At 50.7% G+C, this 18616-nt stretch carries 14 protein-coding genes; all 14 read left to right on the forward strand.

What is annotated here, in order from left to right; genetic code table 11:
• The first annotated feature begins 12 nt into the window (after nucleotides 1–12).
• The 14 genes from AC3ITG_RS02765 (at nucleotide 13) to AC3ITG_RS02830 (ending at nucleotide 18470) form a co-directional block, all read left to right on the forward strand.
• A complete protein-coding gene (locus AC3ITG_RS02765) occupies nucleotides 13–963 on the forward strand; it encodes an aminopeptidase (RefSeq protein WP_489252724.1) in 951 nt (316 codons plus the stop codon).
• Between the two features lie 228 nt (nucleotides 964–1191).
• Nucleotides 1192–1824, forward strand: a complete 633-nt coding sequence (locus AC3ITG_RS02770; protein WP_489252725.1) for an aspartate/glutamate racemase family protein — start codon at nucleotides 1192–1194, stop codon at nucleotides 1822–1824.
• Between the two features lie 397 nt (nucleotides 1825–2221).
• Nucleotides 2222–3754: a PucR family transcriptional regulator gene (locus tag AC3ITG_RS02775; protein WP_489252726.1), complete on the forward strand. Its 1533-nt coding sequence runs from the start codon at nucleotides 2222–2224 to the stop codon at nucleotides 3752–3754.
• A 312-nt stretch (nucleotides 3755–4066) separates the two neighbouring features.
• A complete protein-coding gene (locus tag AC3ITG_RS02780; RefSeq protein WP_489252727.1) occupies nucleotides 4067–5077 on the forward strand; it encodes an ABC transporter permease in 1011 nt (336 codons plus the stop codon).
• Nucleotides 5078–5128: 51 nt separating this feature from the next.
• Nucleotides 5129–6004 carry an ABC transporter permease gene (locus AC3ITG_RS02785; protein ID WP_063568004.1) on the forward strand — a complete coding sequence of 292 codons (876 nt, stop codon included), beginning with the start codon at nucleotides 5129–5131 and terminating at the stop codon, nucleotides 6002–6004.
• A gap of 261 nt (nucleotides 6005–6265) precedes the next feature.
• Nucleotides 6266–7849: an ABC transporter substrate-binding protein gene (locus AC3ITG_RS02790; protein ID WP_413374929.1), complete on the forward strand. Its 1584-nt coding sequence runs from the start codon at nucleotides 6266–6268 to the stop codon at nucleotides 7847–7849.
• A 95-nt stretch (nucleotides 7850–7944) separates the two neighbouring features.
• Entirely contained in the window at nucleotides 7945–9282 is a 1338-nt protein-coding gene (locus AC3ITG_RS02795) for a M20 family metallopeptidase (protein WP_489252728.1), read from the forward strand.
• A gap of 60 nt (nucleotides 9283–9342) precedes the next feature.
• Nucleotides 9343–10320: an ABC transporter ATP-binding protein gene (locus AC3ITG_RS02800; RefSeq protein ID WP_489252729.1), complete on the forward strand. Its 978-nt coding sequence runs from the start codon at nucleotides 9343–9345 to the stop codon at nucleotides 10318–10320.
• Complete coding sequence (locus AC3ITG_RS02805) at nucleotides 10317–11279, forward strand: ABC transporter ATP-binding protein (protein ID WP_489252730.1); 963 nt, start codon at nucleotides 10317–10319, stop codon at nucleotides 11277–11279. The genes AC3ITG_RS02800 and AC3ITG_RS02805 overlap by 4 nt, the downstream gene beginning before the upstream one ends.
• Before the next feature lie 257 nt (nucleotides 11280–11536).
• Nucleotides 11537–11989: a chemotaxis protein CheW gene (locus AC3ITG_RS02810; RefSeq protein ID WP_489252731.1), complete on the forward strand. Its 453-nt coding sequence runs from the start codon at nucleotides 11537–11539 to the stop codon at nucleotides 11987–11989.
• 285 nt (nucleotides 11990–12274) lie between these two features.
• On the forward strand, nucleotides 12275–15478 hold the full coding sequence (locus AC3ITG_RS02815) for a DEAD/DEAH box helicase (RefSeq protein WP_489252732.1): 3204 nt from the start codon (nucleotides 12275–12277) through the stop codon (nucleotides 15476–15478).
• Between the two features lie 246 nt (nucleotides 15479–15724).
• Complete coding sequence (locus tag AC3ITG_RS02820; RefSeq protein WP_489252733.1) at nucleotides 15725–16540, forward strand: hypothetical protein; 816 nt, start codon at nucleotides 15725–15727, stop codon at nucleotides 16538–16540.
• 319 nt (nucleotides 16541–16859) lie between these two features.
• Nucleotides 16860–17831, forward strand: coding sequence for a M15 family metallopeptidase (locus tag AC3ITG_RS02825; RefSeq protein WP_413374938.1), 972 nt, complete (start codon nucleotides 16860–16862; stop codon nucleotides 17829–17831).
• A gap of 222 nt (nucleotides 17832–18053) precedes the next feature.
• Nucleotides 18054–18470, forward strand: coding sequence for a RidA family protein (locus tag AC3ITG_RS02830; protein ID WP_489252734.1), 417 nt, complete (start codon nucleotides 18054–18056; stop codon nucleotides 18468–18470).
• Nucleotides 18471–18616 lie beyond the last annotated feature (146 nt).

Below are 18616 nucleotides of genomic sequence, written 5' to 3' on the forward strand. Positions count from 1 at the left end.
GGAGACGAACAAATGAATCAGCAACGAATTGATGTCAGTAAAAATGTTTTGGTGGAATGCCTTGGGCTTCGCAGTGGTGAGACACTGGCTGTCATAGCGGATGATGCCAAGAGAGAACTGGCCGAATCCATATATGAGGCAGGCAAGGCATTGGGAGCAGATGCGGTGCTTATGGTGATGAAGGAACGGAGCAAATCCGGTGAAGAGCCGCCTGCACCGATTTCCGAAGCGATGAAGCGTGCAGATGTCGCGGTATGCGTAACCCGTTATTCACTAACCCATACGCAGGCTCGTAAACAGGCCGCAGCTGCTGGAACCCGGGTAGCCACGATGCCGGGCATGACGGATGATATGTTCATGAACGGTGCCATTACCGCAGAATATCCCAAAGTGAAGGCTTTGACAGATAAGGTTACAGCCATGCTGAGTGCAGGGAGAAGTGTCCGCATCGAGAAAGATGGATACCAGCTGTCGTTCTCAATTCAGGGGCGCAATGGTGTGCCAAGCACAGGGATTTACCTCAATCCGGGTGAGTCCGGCAATTTGCCTTCCGGTGAAGCTTACATCGCCCCCGTTGAAGGTATTGGAGAGGGGGAAATCCTGGTGGATGGCTCAATTGCAGGAATAGGTGCGATCAGTGAGCCTGTTCTATTGACGGTTAGAGAGGGCCGCCTTGTTACGGCAACTGGCGCTGAAGGAGATAAGCTGTTATCTATGCTGGGCGAAGGTGATGGTCGAATTCTTGGCGAATTCGGCATTGGCACCAATGACAAGGCTCGAATTACAGGTGTTGTCCTGGAGGACGAGAAAGTCTACGGTACGATTCATGTTGCTTTTGGAAGTAATAATACCTTTGGTGGCACAGTTGCAGCAGGTGTTCATATTGATGCCGTTGTGCAGAAGCCGGATGTGTACATTGATGATGTGTTGATTATGCGTCAGGGAGAACTGCTCGATCAATAATAGAGCAGAATATTCAAGGGATAACCTTGTGGATCAAAAAAAGTGAATGAGAGCGTATGCACAACATATCCACAGTGGGGACCAATGCGTAAATTACGCGGTAGTTTTAGCGACAAATACACAACATATTCACAATATATAAAGAGATATCCACATAACTGGGGGTAACTATCAACAGTTTGTGGGTAACATATGCACAAGATATCCACAGCCTGGGGAGGAATGCCGATGTTGGGTCTTATCAGAGTGATTACGCTTCATCATGAAGAAGATATCCACAGACACGGGGCATTGATTGAAGGACGTTATGGCATTCAGGTTCGGAGTCGCTGCATTCCCGATCAACCGCTGGGGGTATATGATCAGGCCACAGAGCTTGAATCGATTCCCAAAATTGTGGATCTGGCACGAAAACTGGAACAGGAAGGCTGTACCTCTATCGGTATCAGTTGTGCAGCCGATCCGGCTCTTGCGGAAATGCGTGCCGCTGTTCACATCCCAGTCTATGGCGCTGGATCATGTGCTGCACATCTTGCGCTCACATCAGCGGCGCGTGTAGGTGTATTGACCATCCTAGAGGAAGTGCCTCTCCTGATCAGAGGAATACTAGGTGATGCCTATATCGGGATGGAGGGTCCCGAAGGTGTGGTAACCACGTTGGATCTCAACACGGCACAGGGGCGAATCGCGGCTATGAAAGCCGCCAGAAGACTGAAGGCGGAGGGCGCCGAGTCCATCGTTCTTGCGTGTACTGGTTTTGCAACGATGGGTTTCGCCTTGGAAGTGGAAAAAGAACTGCATATCCGGGCGCTTGACCCGATCTATTCATTAGGGGCAGCTGTGTCTGCGTTGAATGTCTGATCTATGGAACTCCGGATGTGGATATTGGATGATTCTATATTTGGGTTAATTTGATTTTGACGCCGATGCAATGTGTATAACTGCATCGGCGTTATTTGTGTTGGATAAGGTGTTATCGGGGCTCTTGGAATAGCATGGCGCAGGAGTGCAAGGAGTATGGGGATAAATTGTCCTGTTTTCTAATATGAAGCGATAAAGTGATTAATTTATTTTCTGTGTTTTTAACTACAACTAACAACGCATTAATATTAATATAATTTATGAAATCAATATATAATATACGGATATCACAGAAATTCCCGTTTTTTTTGATCAGATAGTCTGGTAAACTATCCAAAAAAATTAGATACAGTATGCAAGAATGATTTTCAAATCTGGCTCAGGGTGGTCGATAGGCTTGAAAACGACAGGTATAACATTGAAAGAACTGTTGAATATTCCTATACTCAGCAAGGCCAAAGTCATTAGTGGACACCAAGGATTGGATCGGGTTGTGCGGTTCGTGGATATTATGGAGGTGCCCGATCTGCAAGGATGGTTGCGAGAAGGCATGCTTATGCTGACGACAGCCTATTCGATTCGCGATAATCCCGGCTTGCTCGGAGAACTAATCTATACGCTTAATGAAGCGGGGGCGGCTGCTTTGGCTATCAAGCCTGCGCGTTTTCTCAAAGAAATCCCTAAAGAAGCCGTTGAAGCCAGTAATGACTGTGGTCTGCCCATCATTGAAATTCCTCCGGAAATACCCTACATGGATATTACGCAGCCTGTTATGGAATTGGTGCTGGATCGACAGGCCGCACTTCTCCGCAGGTCAGAGGAAGTATATCGGACACTGATGACAATGGTACTTGAAAACAGTGGAATTCAGGCGGTGGGGGACAATGTGGCCGAGCTACTTCAGGCACCTGTGGGTGTTATCGACAATGCTGGTCAGATGATTGTGTCTTCACCGCCGGATTATGACTGGAAAGAAGCTGTGGACCCACTCGTATGGGAGATAAATCTGGATCGGCGGAAGGTTGCCCGACTGCTGGTGGACAAGGACTCCCTGGATGAAATGGAACAAGTCGGCATTGAGCAAGCCAGATTAGTATTATCCCTGGAATTGATGAGAAACAAGGTGGCGGAAGATACCGAATTGCGTCTTCGGGGCAATTTCATTGACGAGCTGCTGACACCGCCTCTTCTTTTGCCACATGAAGTCGAATCGAGAGGTCGCAAGCTTGGCATGAATCCGGAGCATTTATGGGAAGTAGCCGTGATGGAAGGGGAGACTGCTCCAGATGAAGACCTATTGACCGAATTGCTTGGTCAGGAGGCAAGAAAACGGAGGGTAGCGCCTCATATTGAGTTTCGGACAAACAGGGCGGTGCTCTTTTTGCCAACACCGGAGTCCCGGGATGCGGTATGGATGGATGACGTTCAATCCTGGTCTGATACCATTGGGTTATGGCTCGAAGATCCGGCCAACAAACTTGGACAATTCAGGACAGGCGTAGGCACTCAGGTTCCACTTTGGAATATGCATCAAAGCTATGGCGAGGCCAGAAATGCACTGCTGGTATCCTCCCGTTTGTCGGGTGGGCGTACAACCCGGTTTGAGGATGTAGAGGTATATCATTTGTTGAGCGAAACGGCGAATGATCCAGGTTTTGCGGCATTGTTTGAGCGGAAGCTGGGGAAATTGCGTGCTTATGATGATGAACACAGCGGTGATTTGCTGCGAACGTTTTTTTATTATCTGGAGAGTCGGGGGAGCCTGATCGAGACAGCGAACCGCCTCTATATTCACCGGAATTCCGTGAAATACCGACTGGAGCGAATACGGGACATTACAGGCTTCGACCTGAATCACCCGCGTGAACAATTTGTCTGTCATCTGTGTCTTGTGTACTACTACATGAAACAGGATAAACAAGAGGTGTAGGTCCTGCCAATCGAATACTTGCTTCTACAGCAAAATCAACAATGGATGATATGGTAGATATAGGTCGAAAAATAGCGAACTATGTCTTAGGGTGTAATTTAACATGACATTAATAAGAGACATTAGTGCACAATCGACAAACGGTTGTGCTTCTTTTTAGCTAAAAGGGACGTAGTTCGACGCTCGGATTCTAGGTAAAATAAGCACAATTACAAAGAAGAGACGGATAAACAGACAAGTTTTCAAGACTGGGCCGTCCACAGAGAACCGTAAAACAGCAAGTGAGACATCAGAGTTAAAGGGGTTGATCGATTGTTTGCTTACACGCTCCGAAGGCTGCTGCAGATGATTCCGGCGTTGATCGGCATTGTGGTGATTACCTTCATCCTGTCCCGCGTTCTTCCGGGAGATCCCGCCATTGTCATGGCTGGCGAACAGGCCACGGATGATGTCATTGCCAAAATCCGAATGGACATGGGATTGGACAAGCCATTATTTGTACAGTTTTTTAGTTACGTGGGACAGTTGCTTCAAGGGAATCTGGGATTCGCCTACCATACCGGTCATACGGTGCTGAGTGACTTCGCTACTCGCTTTCCGGCAACCATTGAGCTGACGTTGGCCAGTGTGATTATAGCCATCTGTGTTGCGATTCCGGTAGGCATTATCGCTGCAACTCGAAAAGAGTCCTTTATCGACCACATCTCCAGGGTGTTCTCACTGATTGGAGCATGTGTACCGATTTTCTGGCTGGGACTGCTGTTTATTTACATCTTCTATTCCATCCTCGGCTGGGCTCCAGCTCCAATGGGACGCATCAGCGGAGACCTCAATTCACCGACGCATATCACCGGATTGTACGTGGTAGACAGTCTTATGACCGGAGATATGGTTGCACTCAAAAGCAGTCTTGCTCATTTGCTGCTTCCGGCCATCTGCCTGAGCACAGGGACAATGGCGATTGTGGCGCGTATGACCAGGTCCAGCATGCTGGAAGTCATCGGACAGGATTATGTACGTACCGCACGAGCCAAGGGCTTGAGCGAAACTGCGGTCGTCGGCAAACACTCCCTGATCAATGCTCTGATTCCCACGTTGACCGTTCTTGGCCTGCAGTTTGGCGGATTACTCGGTGGTGCGGTAATCACGGAAACCATCTTTTCCTGGCCCGGCGTCGGCGGTTATGTGACAGATTCGATTCTGGCTGCCGATTATGCACCAATTCAGGCATTCACACTGGTAAGTGCCATTCTGTTCAGCTTTATAAATCTGGCGGTGGATCTGGTTTATGGATTGATTGATCCACGAATCCGTTATGAATAGGGTCGCCGCGAAAGGAGGAGTACCGCTGTGAGTACTGCCGCACCGACTTCCATGGGAACCAAACCTGCACCAGCGGTTGTTCCCAAACCCAAAACCTTTCTGAGACTGTTGCTCCGCAATCGGCTCGCTGCTATTGGTCTAGCCTTTATCGTAATGTGGACTGTCATCGCAGCTATTGCTCCCTGGATTGCCCCTTATGATCCGTACGTGACAAATACGGCTGTGAAGCTGGAATCCCCATCAGGTGGTCACTGGTTTGGTACCGATAACTATGGTCGTGACATTCTGAGTCGTGTTCTGTATGGGGCCAGAATCAGCATCTGGACAGGCTTGATTGCCGTAAGCATCTCGTTTGTCATCGGGGTTCCGCTGGGCGGAATTGCTGCTTACTACGGCGGACGTACTGGCAATATCATCATGCGGGTGATGGATGTATTGCTTGCATTTCCCTCGCTGGTACTCTCCATGGCAATTGCGGCTTCCATCGGCAACGGACTGACAAGTGCCATGATTGCTGTAGGGATTGTGGGTATTCCCGAATTTGCCAGATTGATGTATGGACAGACAGTATCCCTACGCGAAAAGGAGTACGTGGAGGCCAGCAGAGCCATTGGAGTGAGGGACAGAGTGATTCTGTTTCGCCACATCTTGCCGAATGCTCTGGCACCGCTGTTGGTACAAGCCACGCTTGGTATGGGCTTTGCCATCCTGACGGCATCCAGTTTGAGCTTTCTCGGTCTTGGCGTCAAACCGCCTACAGCCGAATGGGGGGCCATGATTTCTGAAGGTCGGGAGTATATCATTTCCGGACAATGGTGGCTCGTGACATTCCCTGGACTGGCTATAGCCACATCCATTCTTGGCTTTAACCTGCTCGGAGATGGTTTCCGTGATGTACTGGACCCAAGGTTGCGTTCGGGAAAATAGGGGTTGGTGATCACCTGTCCCTAAAGAACCGATTCATAGATAGCTGAATGGTGGAACCGACTTGCGGGGAATGCCTGAGATAACGGCAGGCAAGGTTCCATCATTGGCAGAAGGATGAACGAATGCTGCTGCGCTTGGATCAGGAAATGGGTAAGTTGCTTTCCAAGGTACTGGTGCACACATTTGCTTTGTCTAATAAAAGCTGCAACGTTTTACAGTATCACATCATAAGACTGGTTCAAAAAGGGGAGGAAACTAAAAATGAAAAAGCTCAAATGGTTTTCTGCAATGATTGCTCTTACCGTTGTTCTTGGCGGCTGTGCCAGCAATGCCAACCAGCAGCCTGCGGCATCCGGCTCAGGAGAGGAAACGAAACCCGCGCCTACACTGACGGTTGCTTACTCTGAGGGTGGAACCACGATGGACCCGGCGGAGGCGAATGACCTGACCTCGGATACATTGGTACTGGCAACCTATGACCAATTGGTAACCTATGGTGTCAAAACGGTGGATGGTGCTGATGTAGCCAACACGGAGGATATTCAGCCGATGCTCGCCGAGAGCTGGGAAGTGTCTGATGACAATACAACGTATACATTCAAAATCAAAAGCGGTCTGAAATTCCAAAGTGGAAATCCGGTCAATGCGGATGCAGTTGTGTACTCTTTTGACCGTGTGGCGAAGTCCAGCTCCGGCAGCTTTCTATACGGAATGGCCGACATCAAGAGTGTGACCGCCAAGGACGACTCCACCGTTGAGATCGTACTGAATAAAGCAAACCACATGTTCACCCAGATTATTGCCATGTATACCTTCTCCATTGTGGACCAGAAGCTGGTCGAGGAAAAAGGTGATGATTATTTGAAAACAAATGCTGCCGGATCAGGCCCGTTCACGCTTGAAAAATGGGACCCTGCCAGTGAAGCGGTCTTCCAGGCCAACAAAGATTACTGGCAGGGTGCACCGAAGCTTAGCAAAGTCACGCTGAAATTCACGAAGGAAGCCTCCAACCGTGTTTTGCTGCTGAACAAGAGTGACGTGGACATGGCGATCGAGATTCCTCCCAAAGATGTTGCAGCTTTGCAGGAGAACAGTAATTTGACCATCAAGTCGAATGCGAGTAACCGCATTTTGTTCTTCGCCATGAACAACAATGTGAAACCGTTTGATAATGAAAAAGTGCGTCAGGCAATCAACTATGCGATCCCTTATGATCAATTGATCAACGATGTCATGTATGGTCAGGCCAAAGAGATGAAGAGTGCTGTAGCGAGCAACACACCAGGTTTTACGGATGCAGGCTATGTGTACGAGTACAATCTGGACAAAGCCAAGGAATTGTTGAAAGAAGCAGGTTATGCGGAAGGGTTCAGCTTTGACTTTACACTCGGTTCCGGATTTGACGATTGGGAGTATGATGCGGTTCTGATTCAAGCGGAACTGGCCAAGATCGGTGTCAAAATGAATATTAACAAAGTTGCTCGTGCACAGTTCCTGGAACAGCAAAAAGACGGGAATTTAGTCTCTTATATTTCCAAATGGACTTCTTTTGTTAACGATCCCGGATACCATCTGGGTTTCCTGCTCTATGGTGAAGGCTCTTCTAACTACATTCATTACAACAATGCGGAAGTTAACAAACTGTGGGAAGAAGCAGGCGCCGAACCGGATCAGGCGAAACGCAACGAGCTATACATGAAGGCACAGGAGATTATTACGACAGAAGCGCCATGGGCGTATCTATACGAATACAACCGGGTTGTCGGCATGAATAACAAGGTCAGCGGATACGTGTATTACCCGGATGAGGTTCTGCGTTTCTACCCACTTAGCAAAGAGCAGTAAACGAACGGTCGATTTGGGGGACAGGCAATCATGCCTGTCTTCTGACGATTCGTACTGACCACAATACAGCCAATATTGAAAGGAGCCTGAATAGGATGGATTGGAAAAGCAAGGTACTTGATGCAATCGAGGCAGGCCAGGATGAATTACTGGAGCTCTGTTCACAATTGATTCGTTTTCCGACGGAGAACCCTCCAGGGGATTCGCGTGAGATTAGCGCTTTTATTATCGAATATCTGCATCAGGCTGGAATTGACACCAAAGTACACGCGGCAACGGAAACCATGTTTAACCTGATCTCCACGTTGAACGGAGAAGGGGCGGACAAGTCAGACAAACATCTGATTTTCTGTGGTCATACGGACGTTGTGCCAGCCGGGGATCTTTCCCGTTGGGATTTTGATCCGTTCTGCGGTGAAATCAAGGACGGATATATGCTTGGACGCGGGGCATCCGACATGAAAGCCGGACTTGCCGGCTTAATCTTTGCGACGGTTATTCTGGCAAAGTTGAATGTGCCTTTGCGCGGAGATCTGTCGTTGATGATTGTTCCTGATGAAGAAACAGGCGGTGACCTGGGAGTTCCGTGGGTTTTGGAACGTGGTCTTGCAACCGGAACTGCCGCGGTAATTGCAGAGCCGTCCAGCCCGCAGCATCCAACCATTGGACAAAAGGGGAGCTGCTGGTTTGAGTTTACGGTGGAAGGAACACCGGGTCATGGCAGTCTTCAACCCATTGTAGGCGATAATGCGATTGTGAAGGCAGCTAAAGGCATTGAAGCATTGCAGCGGCTGTGGGACATCAAGCCAGACATCCCGGAAGAGGTGAAGGATATTATCCGCATCTCGCAGGAGTATGCGCGTGATCGGGAGAAGGCAGGTCTGGCCTATCAGGTGTTCGACCATGTAACGGTGAATATCGGTTCGATTCAGGGTGGAACCAAGGTGAATGTGGTAGCGGATCGCTGCACTGTTCAGGTAGACTCTCGCGTTCCATTTGGAGTGGATTACCGGGATGTATTGGACCGTGCTCGCTCGCTTCTGCTTGAAGCAGGAATAGAATCGGAGTTGAAGCCGTTTGGCTTCCAGGGCAACGCAAACTGGACTCCAGCGCATGAACCAATCGTTAGCCAACTGGTGGAGAGTATCAGCGAAGTCAGCGGTGAAGAGGCATACGGTGTGCTTCAATGGGCATCCAGCGATGCACGCCACTTCCGTAATCATCAGATTCCGGTATTGCAATATGGTCCGGCAGAGCTGTCCACGATTCACAATTTTAACGAAAAAGCACCCGTATGGCAGATTATCCAGTGCGCCAAAGTGTATGCGCTGAGCGCGCTTAAATATTTGGGCGTGGAAGGTATGGAAGATGAGACGTCATTGAAGAATTTGAATGGTGCGGCTTCCGAAGAAGCCACGACGTCCAAGCGTTAATTCTGTTTAGAAGAAAAAAAGCAAAAGGTTCAGAACGTAATGGTATGGGAGGGGAACAACATGACTGAACTGCTCGAAGTTTCGGATTTGCGGACAGAGTTCATTACGGATGCAGGCGTGATACGCGCGGTGGACGGGATCAGTCTTTCCATACGGCAGGGTGAAACGCTGGGTATTGTCGGAGAATCGGGATGCGGGAAAAGTATTACATCGTTATCAATCATGCAGCTGCTCCCCAAAAAGATCGGCCGCGTGGCGTCAGGGGAAGTCCGTTTCCAGGGGAAAGACATGCTTAAGTTGTCCGGGCGAGAAATTCGCCGAATTCGGGGTAACCGAATGGCCATGATTTTTCAGGAGCCGATGACCTCGCTCAATCCGGTATTCAAAATCGGCAAACAAATCTCGGAAGCGGCACGATACCATCTGAAGCTGGGCAAAAAAGAGGCTTGGGCACGGTCGGTTGATATGCTTCGCAAAGTCGGTATTCCCCGTCCTGACAAAATTGCAGAACAATACCCGCACCAGCTCTCAGGTGGCATGCGCCAGCGGGTGATGATCGCCATGGCGATGGTATGCAGCCCGCAGCTGCTCATCGCGGATGAACCAACAACAGCCCTGGATGTGACCATCCAGGCACAGATTCTGGACTTGATGCGTGATCTCCAGCGGACGGAGAATATGGCAATTATGATGATCACTCATGATCTCGGTGTTGTAGCTGAGATGTGTGATCGCGTCATGGTGATGTATGCAGGACAAGTGGTGGAAGAGACGGATGTCAAAACCCTTTTTGCCGATCCCAAGCATCCATATACTTGCGGTCTTTTGGCTTCGCTGCCACAGCTTGCTGGGGATCAGGACCGTCTCCAGTCCATCCCGGGTCAGGTACCGAATCCCGCCCATATGCCGTCTGGCTGTCGCTTTGCTCCTCGTTGCCCGGTTAAGGAAGCACGGTGCGAGACGATACAGCCCGAATTACTGGAGACAGCACCAAGTCATAGCTGTCGCTGTCTGCTGCAACAGGAGGGGATTATATGAGTGCGATATTGGAAGTCAGAAACCTCAAGAAGCATTATCCTATCCGCAAGGGCCTGTTCTCCAAACAGGTTGGTGCCGTCAAGGCAGTCGATGGTGTAACGATGTCTGTGGAGCGCGGGGAAACGCTCGCCGTGGTTGGAGAGTCTGGCTGCGGAAAATCCACCACGGGACGTGCCATCCTGCGTCTGATTGAGCCGACGGATGGCGAGGTGTTCTTCGAAGGCAAGGATGTACGGAAGCTTCCGCCAGAAGAGCTGCGCCGTTTCCGAACGGATATGCAGATGGTGTTCCAGGACCCATACGCTTCACTGGATCCGCGCTGGACGGTACAGCGCACACTGGAGGAGCCGCTGCTCACCCACCATAATCTGAAAAAAAACGAGTTGAAAAGCCGAATCGAAGAACTGATGGAAGTGGTCGGATTATCCCCCTATCAGGCACACCGCTTTCCGCACGAGTTCTCGGGTGGACAACGCCAAAGGATCGGGATTGCCCGTGCTCTCGCTTTGAATCCCAAGTTCATTGTTTGTGACGAGCCCGTGTCAGCGCTGGATGTGTCCATTCAGGCACAGGTGCTGAACCTGATGCAGGATCTGCAGGAACAATTCGGGCTGACGTATATGTTCATCTCTCATGACCTGTCCGTCGTCAAGTTCATCAGTGATCGTGTGGCTGTCATGTATCTGGGCAAAGTGGTGGAGCTTGCGCCGACAGCCGAGCTGTTCACCGAGGCGCTGCATCCATATACCAAAGCATTGATGTCCGCTGTTCCGGTTCCTGATCCGAATGTGCAAAAGGAACGGATTGTCCTGGGCGGCGATGTGCCCAATCCGGAAAATCCACCGTCCGGCTGCACGTTCCATACCCGTTGTCCGTATGTGAAGGACGAATGCCGCTCCGTTATCCCGGAGCTGCGGGAGATTTCACCGGGACGCCAGGTGGCGTGTCATTTGTATTAGAAGTGATCATTTGAGTTGAAAAATACGTTCAGAAAATGCAAACAAAACTCCAGTTTACTCGGGGCTCAGTTTGCATTTTTCTTTTTTATCTTCTCTGCTGCCTTTATTTCTGACGATAGAAATCTACATATTAAGATATGGGTAAAAATTTTTCTCGCTTCAACCGATATAAACACAGAGAATGCAACATGAAATGTAATTATTCATGATCAAGATGACTATAAAAAGCTTCTATTGAAACTGAAAACAAGAAGGGTATGAAAACATCTATGGATGAGGAAGTTCAAATTCAATACATTAATTTCTCGGTCGGCAATCAGATTTGTGCGCTTCGTATTGATGAAGTTCATGAAATTATCAAAATGCTCCCTGTAACCACCGTTCCTTTTGGCAGTCCTGAGATCAAGGGTTTCACGCCCTTGTACGGCAAAGTGGTCTCTGTTGTGAGTGTACGCGTCCTGCTCGGCATGACTGACGAGGAGACTACACCTTCCACTCGTATCATCGTCGTGCCTTACCACGACGACTATGTACCGCTCGTCGTCGATTCCGTGGATTCCGTGGTAATGTATGATCGGTTTGAAGAGCCTACGGAAGAATATCGTCGTTACACAACGGGAATATTCAAGGAAATCGCACACAATGACGATCATGAGGCCGGCATTCTTAATTTGGATGTTTTGCTCGGTAATTTAACCAAATCGCAGTAAACGCACTCTGAAATGTTATATACAAAGCACATATCCGCTTGATTATGATAATGCTCCTTACCCCTTTGTGGGGATGAGGGGCATTTTTTAGTGTGATCACCTTATCCTTGAATGCAATGACGCGGTGTGTTTCACCTTTTAACAGGCATACTTAATATAGTATGAAGTGGTTTGAAGATGGTTTTTCGAAGTAATGTAGCACTTTTTATGCGTAAAAGTTTTTAAATCCGAGCATTTTCGTATATGATGGAGAGTAACAATGCGAAGGGATGACGGGAGACTGTAATGATGCAATCGCTGTATGGAGTATGGCTTGGTGACGTATTTTTTTGTTTTTCCGGTGAAACATCGGAACCACGTGTGGATGCGTGGAGCCACGTGGTACGGAAGCTGAATTTTGGCGACGGGGGTCGTCTGTTTCAGCCTGCCGCTCTGCGTCTTGCGGAGCTTCGTTGGCCCAATCCGATGCGTAATGCCGCGGAAGCGAAGGGTACGAAGCGACGTCAATTGCTCGGACGGACGTTGGAAGGGCTCGCAATCTCGCCCAAAGATACATTCAAGCTGCTGCTCCATTGGGACGACAGTATATTGAATGCGGCAGGAATTCAGGCCGGAGAAGAGATTCGCTACTGGGTAAAAGCAGCACAGTTTACACAGGAACTGCTGCTGCGCGGAGAATTTGCTCCGTCCGCTGAGTTTGCGGCCAAGACGGGGGCGCGTCGTCGCACCGGACAGGAAACGTTGACAGGTGTATGGCGTCCACGTCTGTTGCAGGAAGCGGATGTAGAACGATTCCGGGAGTTGGCGGAATCTATGCCGCCGATCGGATTGTCTGCTCCCGGAGCATACGCATCTTCTGAACCGGAATCACGGGAGGAAGCGGGAGCGGCCGTATTATTTTCATTTATGAGCGGAATGGTTCATGCGGTTGTCACGGGTGAGATGGAAAGTATGGATAGTGAACTGTCTCGTTACCGCACGCCATTCCGGCGTGGGTCCTCACCGGTAGCAGAGCTGTGGTGGAATAGTCTGATCTCGATGTTCCGCCCGGTGACGGTGCAGGGACCTACGGAGGAAATGGCAGAACTCATTGGAACGCTGCAAGAAGCTGGCGGTACAGCGAGACCCGTGGTAGGCAGTGAAGATACGGCTCCCACGGAAGGTGAGCTGAAGCTGGTACTGCGGCTGGAACCGCCCCTTGGTGATCATGAATCATTGTGGGGAATTACCTTCTGGGCAGACAGTGTGCAGGAATCTGGCCTGAGATTGCCTGCACGCACGATCTGGGCGCATCCCGAACGAGATCTGGACCGTGGCAAAGTACGTTATATTTCAGCTGCAGAACAGCTCCTGATGGCGCTGGGGCATGCATCAGAACTGGCACCGGAGCTGGAAACGGCGCTTCTTCATGCACGACCGGAAGGAATGAAGCTGGAACAGCAAGCCTTTTTTGAATTTTTGACCTATGCTGTGCCTCGTCTACAGAAGGCGGGAGTAACCGTGTTAATGCCTTCCCGCTGGAGCCGTGCAGGGAAACGCCGCGCTGGACTACGTCTGCAAATGCTCAATCGTGGAATAGAAAGACCGCTCGGGGCCCCGTCAGCACTGGGCATGGAGCAGCTGGTTGCCTTCAAGGCAGAACCGATGCTGGACGGCAAACCTGTTACGGCGGAGGAACTGGCTGCCCTTGCGGAAGCAACGGTGCCTTATGTGATGTTCCGCGGCGAATGGATTGAAGTGGATACAAAAGAGATTCGTCAGGTTCTGCGTTATATGAAAAAAGAAGAAGAACAATATATGCCACTCTCCGAATGGCTGCATCTGGCAGCGGAAGAAGGCGAAGATACCGCATGGAAGGGGCTTTCCGTCTTTGGTGCGGAATCCGAGGGGCTGCTGTCCTTTTTGCTCGACGGACAGGTGCTCCGCAGTATTGAGCCTCGGCAGGTTCCGGCAGAGCTGCATGGCGAGTTGAGACCCTATCAAGAGCGCGGGTACCAATGGTTATCCGCCATGCGTGAGCTTGGGTTCGGAGTATGTCTTGCCGATGATATGGGACTGGGGAAAACGATTCAGGTTATTACCTGCCTGCTGGACTTGAAACATGAGGAACAGCAAGCCGCGGCTGAGGAAGCACGTGAGCACGAAGCGTTTATGGGGATGGAAAAAGAGTCCGCGAACGTTGAACAGCCGCACGTGCATGATGCGCATCTGCCTTCACTTATTGTGTGCCCTACCTCGTTGCTTGGGAACTGGCAGCGTGAGCTGAAGCGGTTTGCCCCGAATCTGTCGTTATATATTCACCATGGCGGACAACGGTTGCACGGCAATGCCTTCCAGGCAGAAGCGCAGTCCCATGATATTGTGCTGACGACCTATCATCTGGCTGGTCGGGATGGCCCGGATCTGGCTTCGTTGCACTGGTCTACCGTTGTGCTGGATGAGGCGCAATATATTAAAAATTACCGTACAAAGCAAGCGCAAAGCGTCATGCGTCTGTCTACGCCGCATCGCATTGCGATGACGGGTACGCCAGTGGAGAATCGACTAAGCGAACTGTGGTCCATTTTTCAATTCCTCAATCCGGGGTATCTGGGTACGGCTTCTTCATTCCGCCAGCGCTATACCGGACTGGGCCCATCCGAAGAAAATGCAGCTTCTTTGCGTGAACTTCATCGGCTTGTATCGCCCTTTATGCTGCGCAGGCTGAAAAGTGATCCGGATATCCGCAAAGATCTACCGGAGAAGCTGGAACTGAAATCCTATTGTTCCCTGACACCAGAGCAGACCGTTCTGTATCAGCGGGTGGTGGATGATCTGATGGGCGGATTGGATGGACGAAACGGTATCGCCCGTAAGGGAATTGTGTTGTCATCCCTGACCAAGCTGAAGCAAATCTGTGATCATCCGGTGCTGGCGGACAGCAGCCGGAAGGAACATGGCAAGGCTGAGGCATCCGGCAAAATGGAACGTCTTCTGGAATTGGTGGATGCGATCCGTGACAACGGGGAATCTGCGCTGATTTTCACTCAGTATGTGGCGATGGGGGAACTGCTCGTATCCCGGCTTACACAGCGGTATGAGGAAGAACCGTATTTCCTGCATGGCGGCGTTTCGAAGTCGCAAAGGGATGATATGGTGGAAACCTTCCAAAAAGGGGAGGGCCCATCCTTGTTTGTCCTGTCTCTTCGTGCCGGGGGTGTAGGCCTGAATCTGACGCGTGCCAGTCATGTCGTTCACTACGATCGCTGGTGGAATCCTGCGGTGGAGAATCAGGCGACAGACCGGGTATTCCGAATTGGGCAGAATCGAAACGTACAGGTGCATAAGTTGATCTGTCAGGGTACCCTGGAGGAACGGATTGATGAGCTGATTGAGAGTAAAAAGGCTCTTTCTGAGCAGGTGGTCGGTTCCGGTGAGAACTGGTTGACCGAGATGTCGGATGATGAGCTGCGCGGTCTGATCTCGCTTCAGGGCGAGACATGGCTGTAGGTTGCTATATAAGTTCAACTAATGAATATTTACACTGGCACTCCGATGACAGAACAACCTTCCGATCGCTGTTATCCCCAGATTTCTTTAATTCCTTTATAAAAGGGGAAATCCGGGGATAAAGGCGAACGCTTTGCTTCTTCAGGCTATTTCTGTCCTCTCCGTTATTGTGTAAATGTTTAGTTAAACATATATAGATACACACTCACATACATGCAGAGTGTAATGATAGGAAGGGGGATTGTTGTGAGCGAAAAATGGAATGTAGAGCTGCATATGTCCCCCGGTGGATGGACAGCAGAAGTAAGTGCGGCGGTTGATGCAAGCAAAGAGGCATTAGCCGCCGCAGGCAAGACCGAATCAGACGAAGGCTTGTTCACAGTAACAGGCACGCTGCATCAGCTCAGTGAAGCTGAACGCGAGGCTGTGCTGGCACAGCTGCGCAAGCGTCCGCTGGCGCTGTACGCGCTGCTGCGCGGCGGCCCTGCCCCGGCGGAGCTCGCCGGGCTGCTGCCCGCTGCGCCAAGCGAGGCTGAGCTGGGCACAGCCGCTGGCGGCTCGCTTAGCGCTGGCGGCGCAGCGACGTGCACTTGCGGCCGCACGGGCTGCGCGCATGCCGCGGCCGCTGAGCGCGCCGTTGCAACGCGCTTCGCGGCCGAGCCGCTGCTGCAGCTGGCGCACGCCGGCTTGCCGCGCGAAGCGTTGCTCGCCGGCGTGCTGGGATCATGGGCGGAAGAACTCGCCCATGATCCCAGCGGCCCCGGCCGCGCAGCCGAAACGGCCGGCCGCCCGCAGGCGCGGGGCGGCGAAGGCGGCGCAGCCGTCGGCGAATGGATCGCCGAGGCAGCCGCGGACGGCGCCATGCACCAGCCGGGGCCTGGTTTCGGCGCCGTGAAGGTGCGGCTGGTGCAGCCGGGGAAGCCCCCGGCAACGCCGGAACTGGCGGCGTTGCTGCCAGGAGTGCCTGCCACCGCAGGGCTAGCATTGATCCGCGAGCGCGTAGCTGCGCGGATGTGGGAGGCTGTCCAAAAGAAGAAGAAGGACAGCCCAGCAACCAAATGATGCACCATTCGGAGTGGGGGAGATCTCAGATCATCCCCCGCTTGTTTGTGATGTGCATCGGCGTAATCCTTTTTATCCAAAATGGATATATACATTTCTAATTCGCTTCTATGGCGTTGAACCTTGGGATAGGGCTCTAAAAGTCCAAAAAACGACCGTACAAGCTGTACACCCGGCATATTTTTAGGGTGACCTCCTCTCAGGGAGGTCTTTACCGGTGGAGCTTCGCTGCAATTTAAGGTATACTGTCGCAGGGGAATACAAGCCCACATGCACGAATACTGCAATCATTATTACAATATGCGATAGGAGTTTTTACATGAAATTACGTACAGGACGACAGCGCCAAGTTGCGGTTATGCTGTCCTCACTTATGATATGCGGAGCTTTGTTATCCGCTTGCCAGGACGGCTCGGGCTCGGAGGAGAACCAGAATCTGAACGCAGCAGGAAGCGCACAGCAAGAGTCGGACGGTACCACGGTTCATTTGACTGAGGATACTGGCAAGGATGGCAATGACACAGGTGGGGATGACAGCTCATCTTCGGACAATAACAATGAAGGTACGGATAGTGGTTCCGGCGATGCTTCAACTGGGGGAGAGGGTTCTTCTGACGCAGGCAATGGAGCCACAGCAGAGGATCCCCTGATGGAGAAACGCAGCATTAGCGCGCTGCAAACGACCATTGATGCACAAGCGGTAGTGACCAATTCAGAAGCGATGACAGTGATCGTTAACAAACAGCGCAGCTTGCCAGAAGGATACGAGCCGGATGATCTGGTTGAGCCTAACGTGCCGTTCTCCTTCGACGGGCCGCATGAAAAGCGCCATATGCGCAAGGAAGCTGCCGAGGCGTTGGAGAAGCTGTTTGCAGGGGCCAAAGCGGACGACATTGAACTTCGTGCGGTATCTGGATATCGTTCTTATGAGCGTCAGGTTTCGATCTATAACAACAATGTCAAAACCAAAGGTAAAGAATACACGGATCGTGTAAGCTCTGTGCCAGGCCACAGCGAACATCAGACCGGACTAGCGATTGACGTTTCCAGTCCAAGTGTAGGCAATGCCATAGAAGAGGTGTTTGGCACATCGAAAGAAGGCCAGTGGTTGGCTGAGCATGCAGCAGAATATGGGTTCATCATCCGTTATCCAAAAGGTGAGGAAGGGATAACCGGCTATGTGTACGAGCCATGGCATATTCGCTATGTCGGCACTGATCTGGCTCCTGATGTTGTGAAAAGTGGACTGACACTTGAAGAATACTTTGATGAGGCTAATATCAAGCTGTAAGCCTGGTGCTTCATCTTTTGATTGAGGACTAGGATCTCAATTTCATAGACCCCTGAATGATTCTCCCCTTGTCCAAGGCACGGGAGATCACTCAGGGGCTTTTTGGTTTGAGCTAAATTCAGCTTATATCCTATTTTATTTGCTTGTTCAGCAGGTCGGCAGACTGATATAATTCATGTTTAATCGGGATTTCAAATCACATTTAAAGCGAGGGAAAGCAGAATGAACAGACAGCAGGTGTTTACCGGTTCTCCATGGGAGCCGCTTGTGGGATATTGCCGTGCCATTCGTGTTGGCAACCGGATTGAGGTTGCGGGTACTACGGCCATGCAGGACGGTGTTGTGGTTGGAGCAGGTGATCCATATGCACAGACGAGATTTATTTTGCAGACCATTGAAAATGCACTGAAAGAATTGGGAGCAGACATGTCTCATGTCGTGAGAACCCGCATGTTTGTAACCGACATTTCCCGGTGGGAAGAAGTGGGCAAGGCTCATGGTGAATTTTTTGGTCAGATCCAGCCTGTCGCCACGATGGTGGAGGTTAGTGGACTCATTGATCCTTTGCTGATGGTGGAGATTGAGGCAGAAGCGATTGTTGAAGCACAAGCTGAAGTTGATGCCGAAATAACGGAATAGAGCTATTACATACATATATACAAAATGTAGTATAGAGAAATAACCTTACCCCAACCTCCATGAAGGAGGAAGTGTGGGATAAGGTTATTTCTGCATTGATATAGTGTGATCTAGCTCTACTGTGCTCTACGCATAAATTAGGCTAG

The organism is Paenibacillus sp. GL_099_B (genome assembly GCF_057835695.1).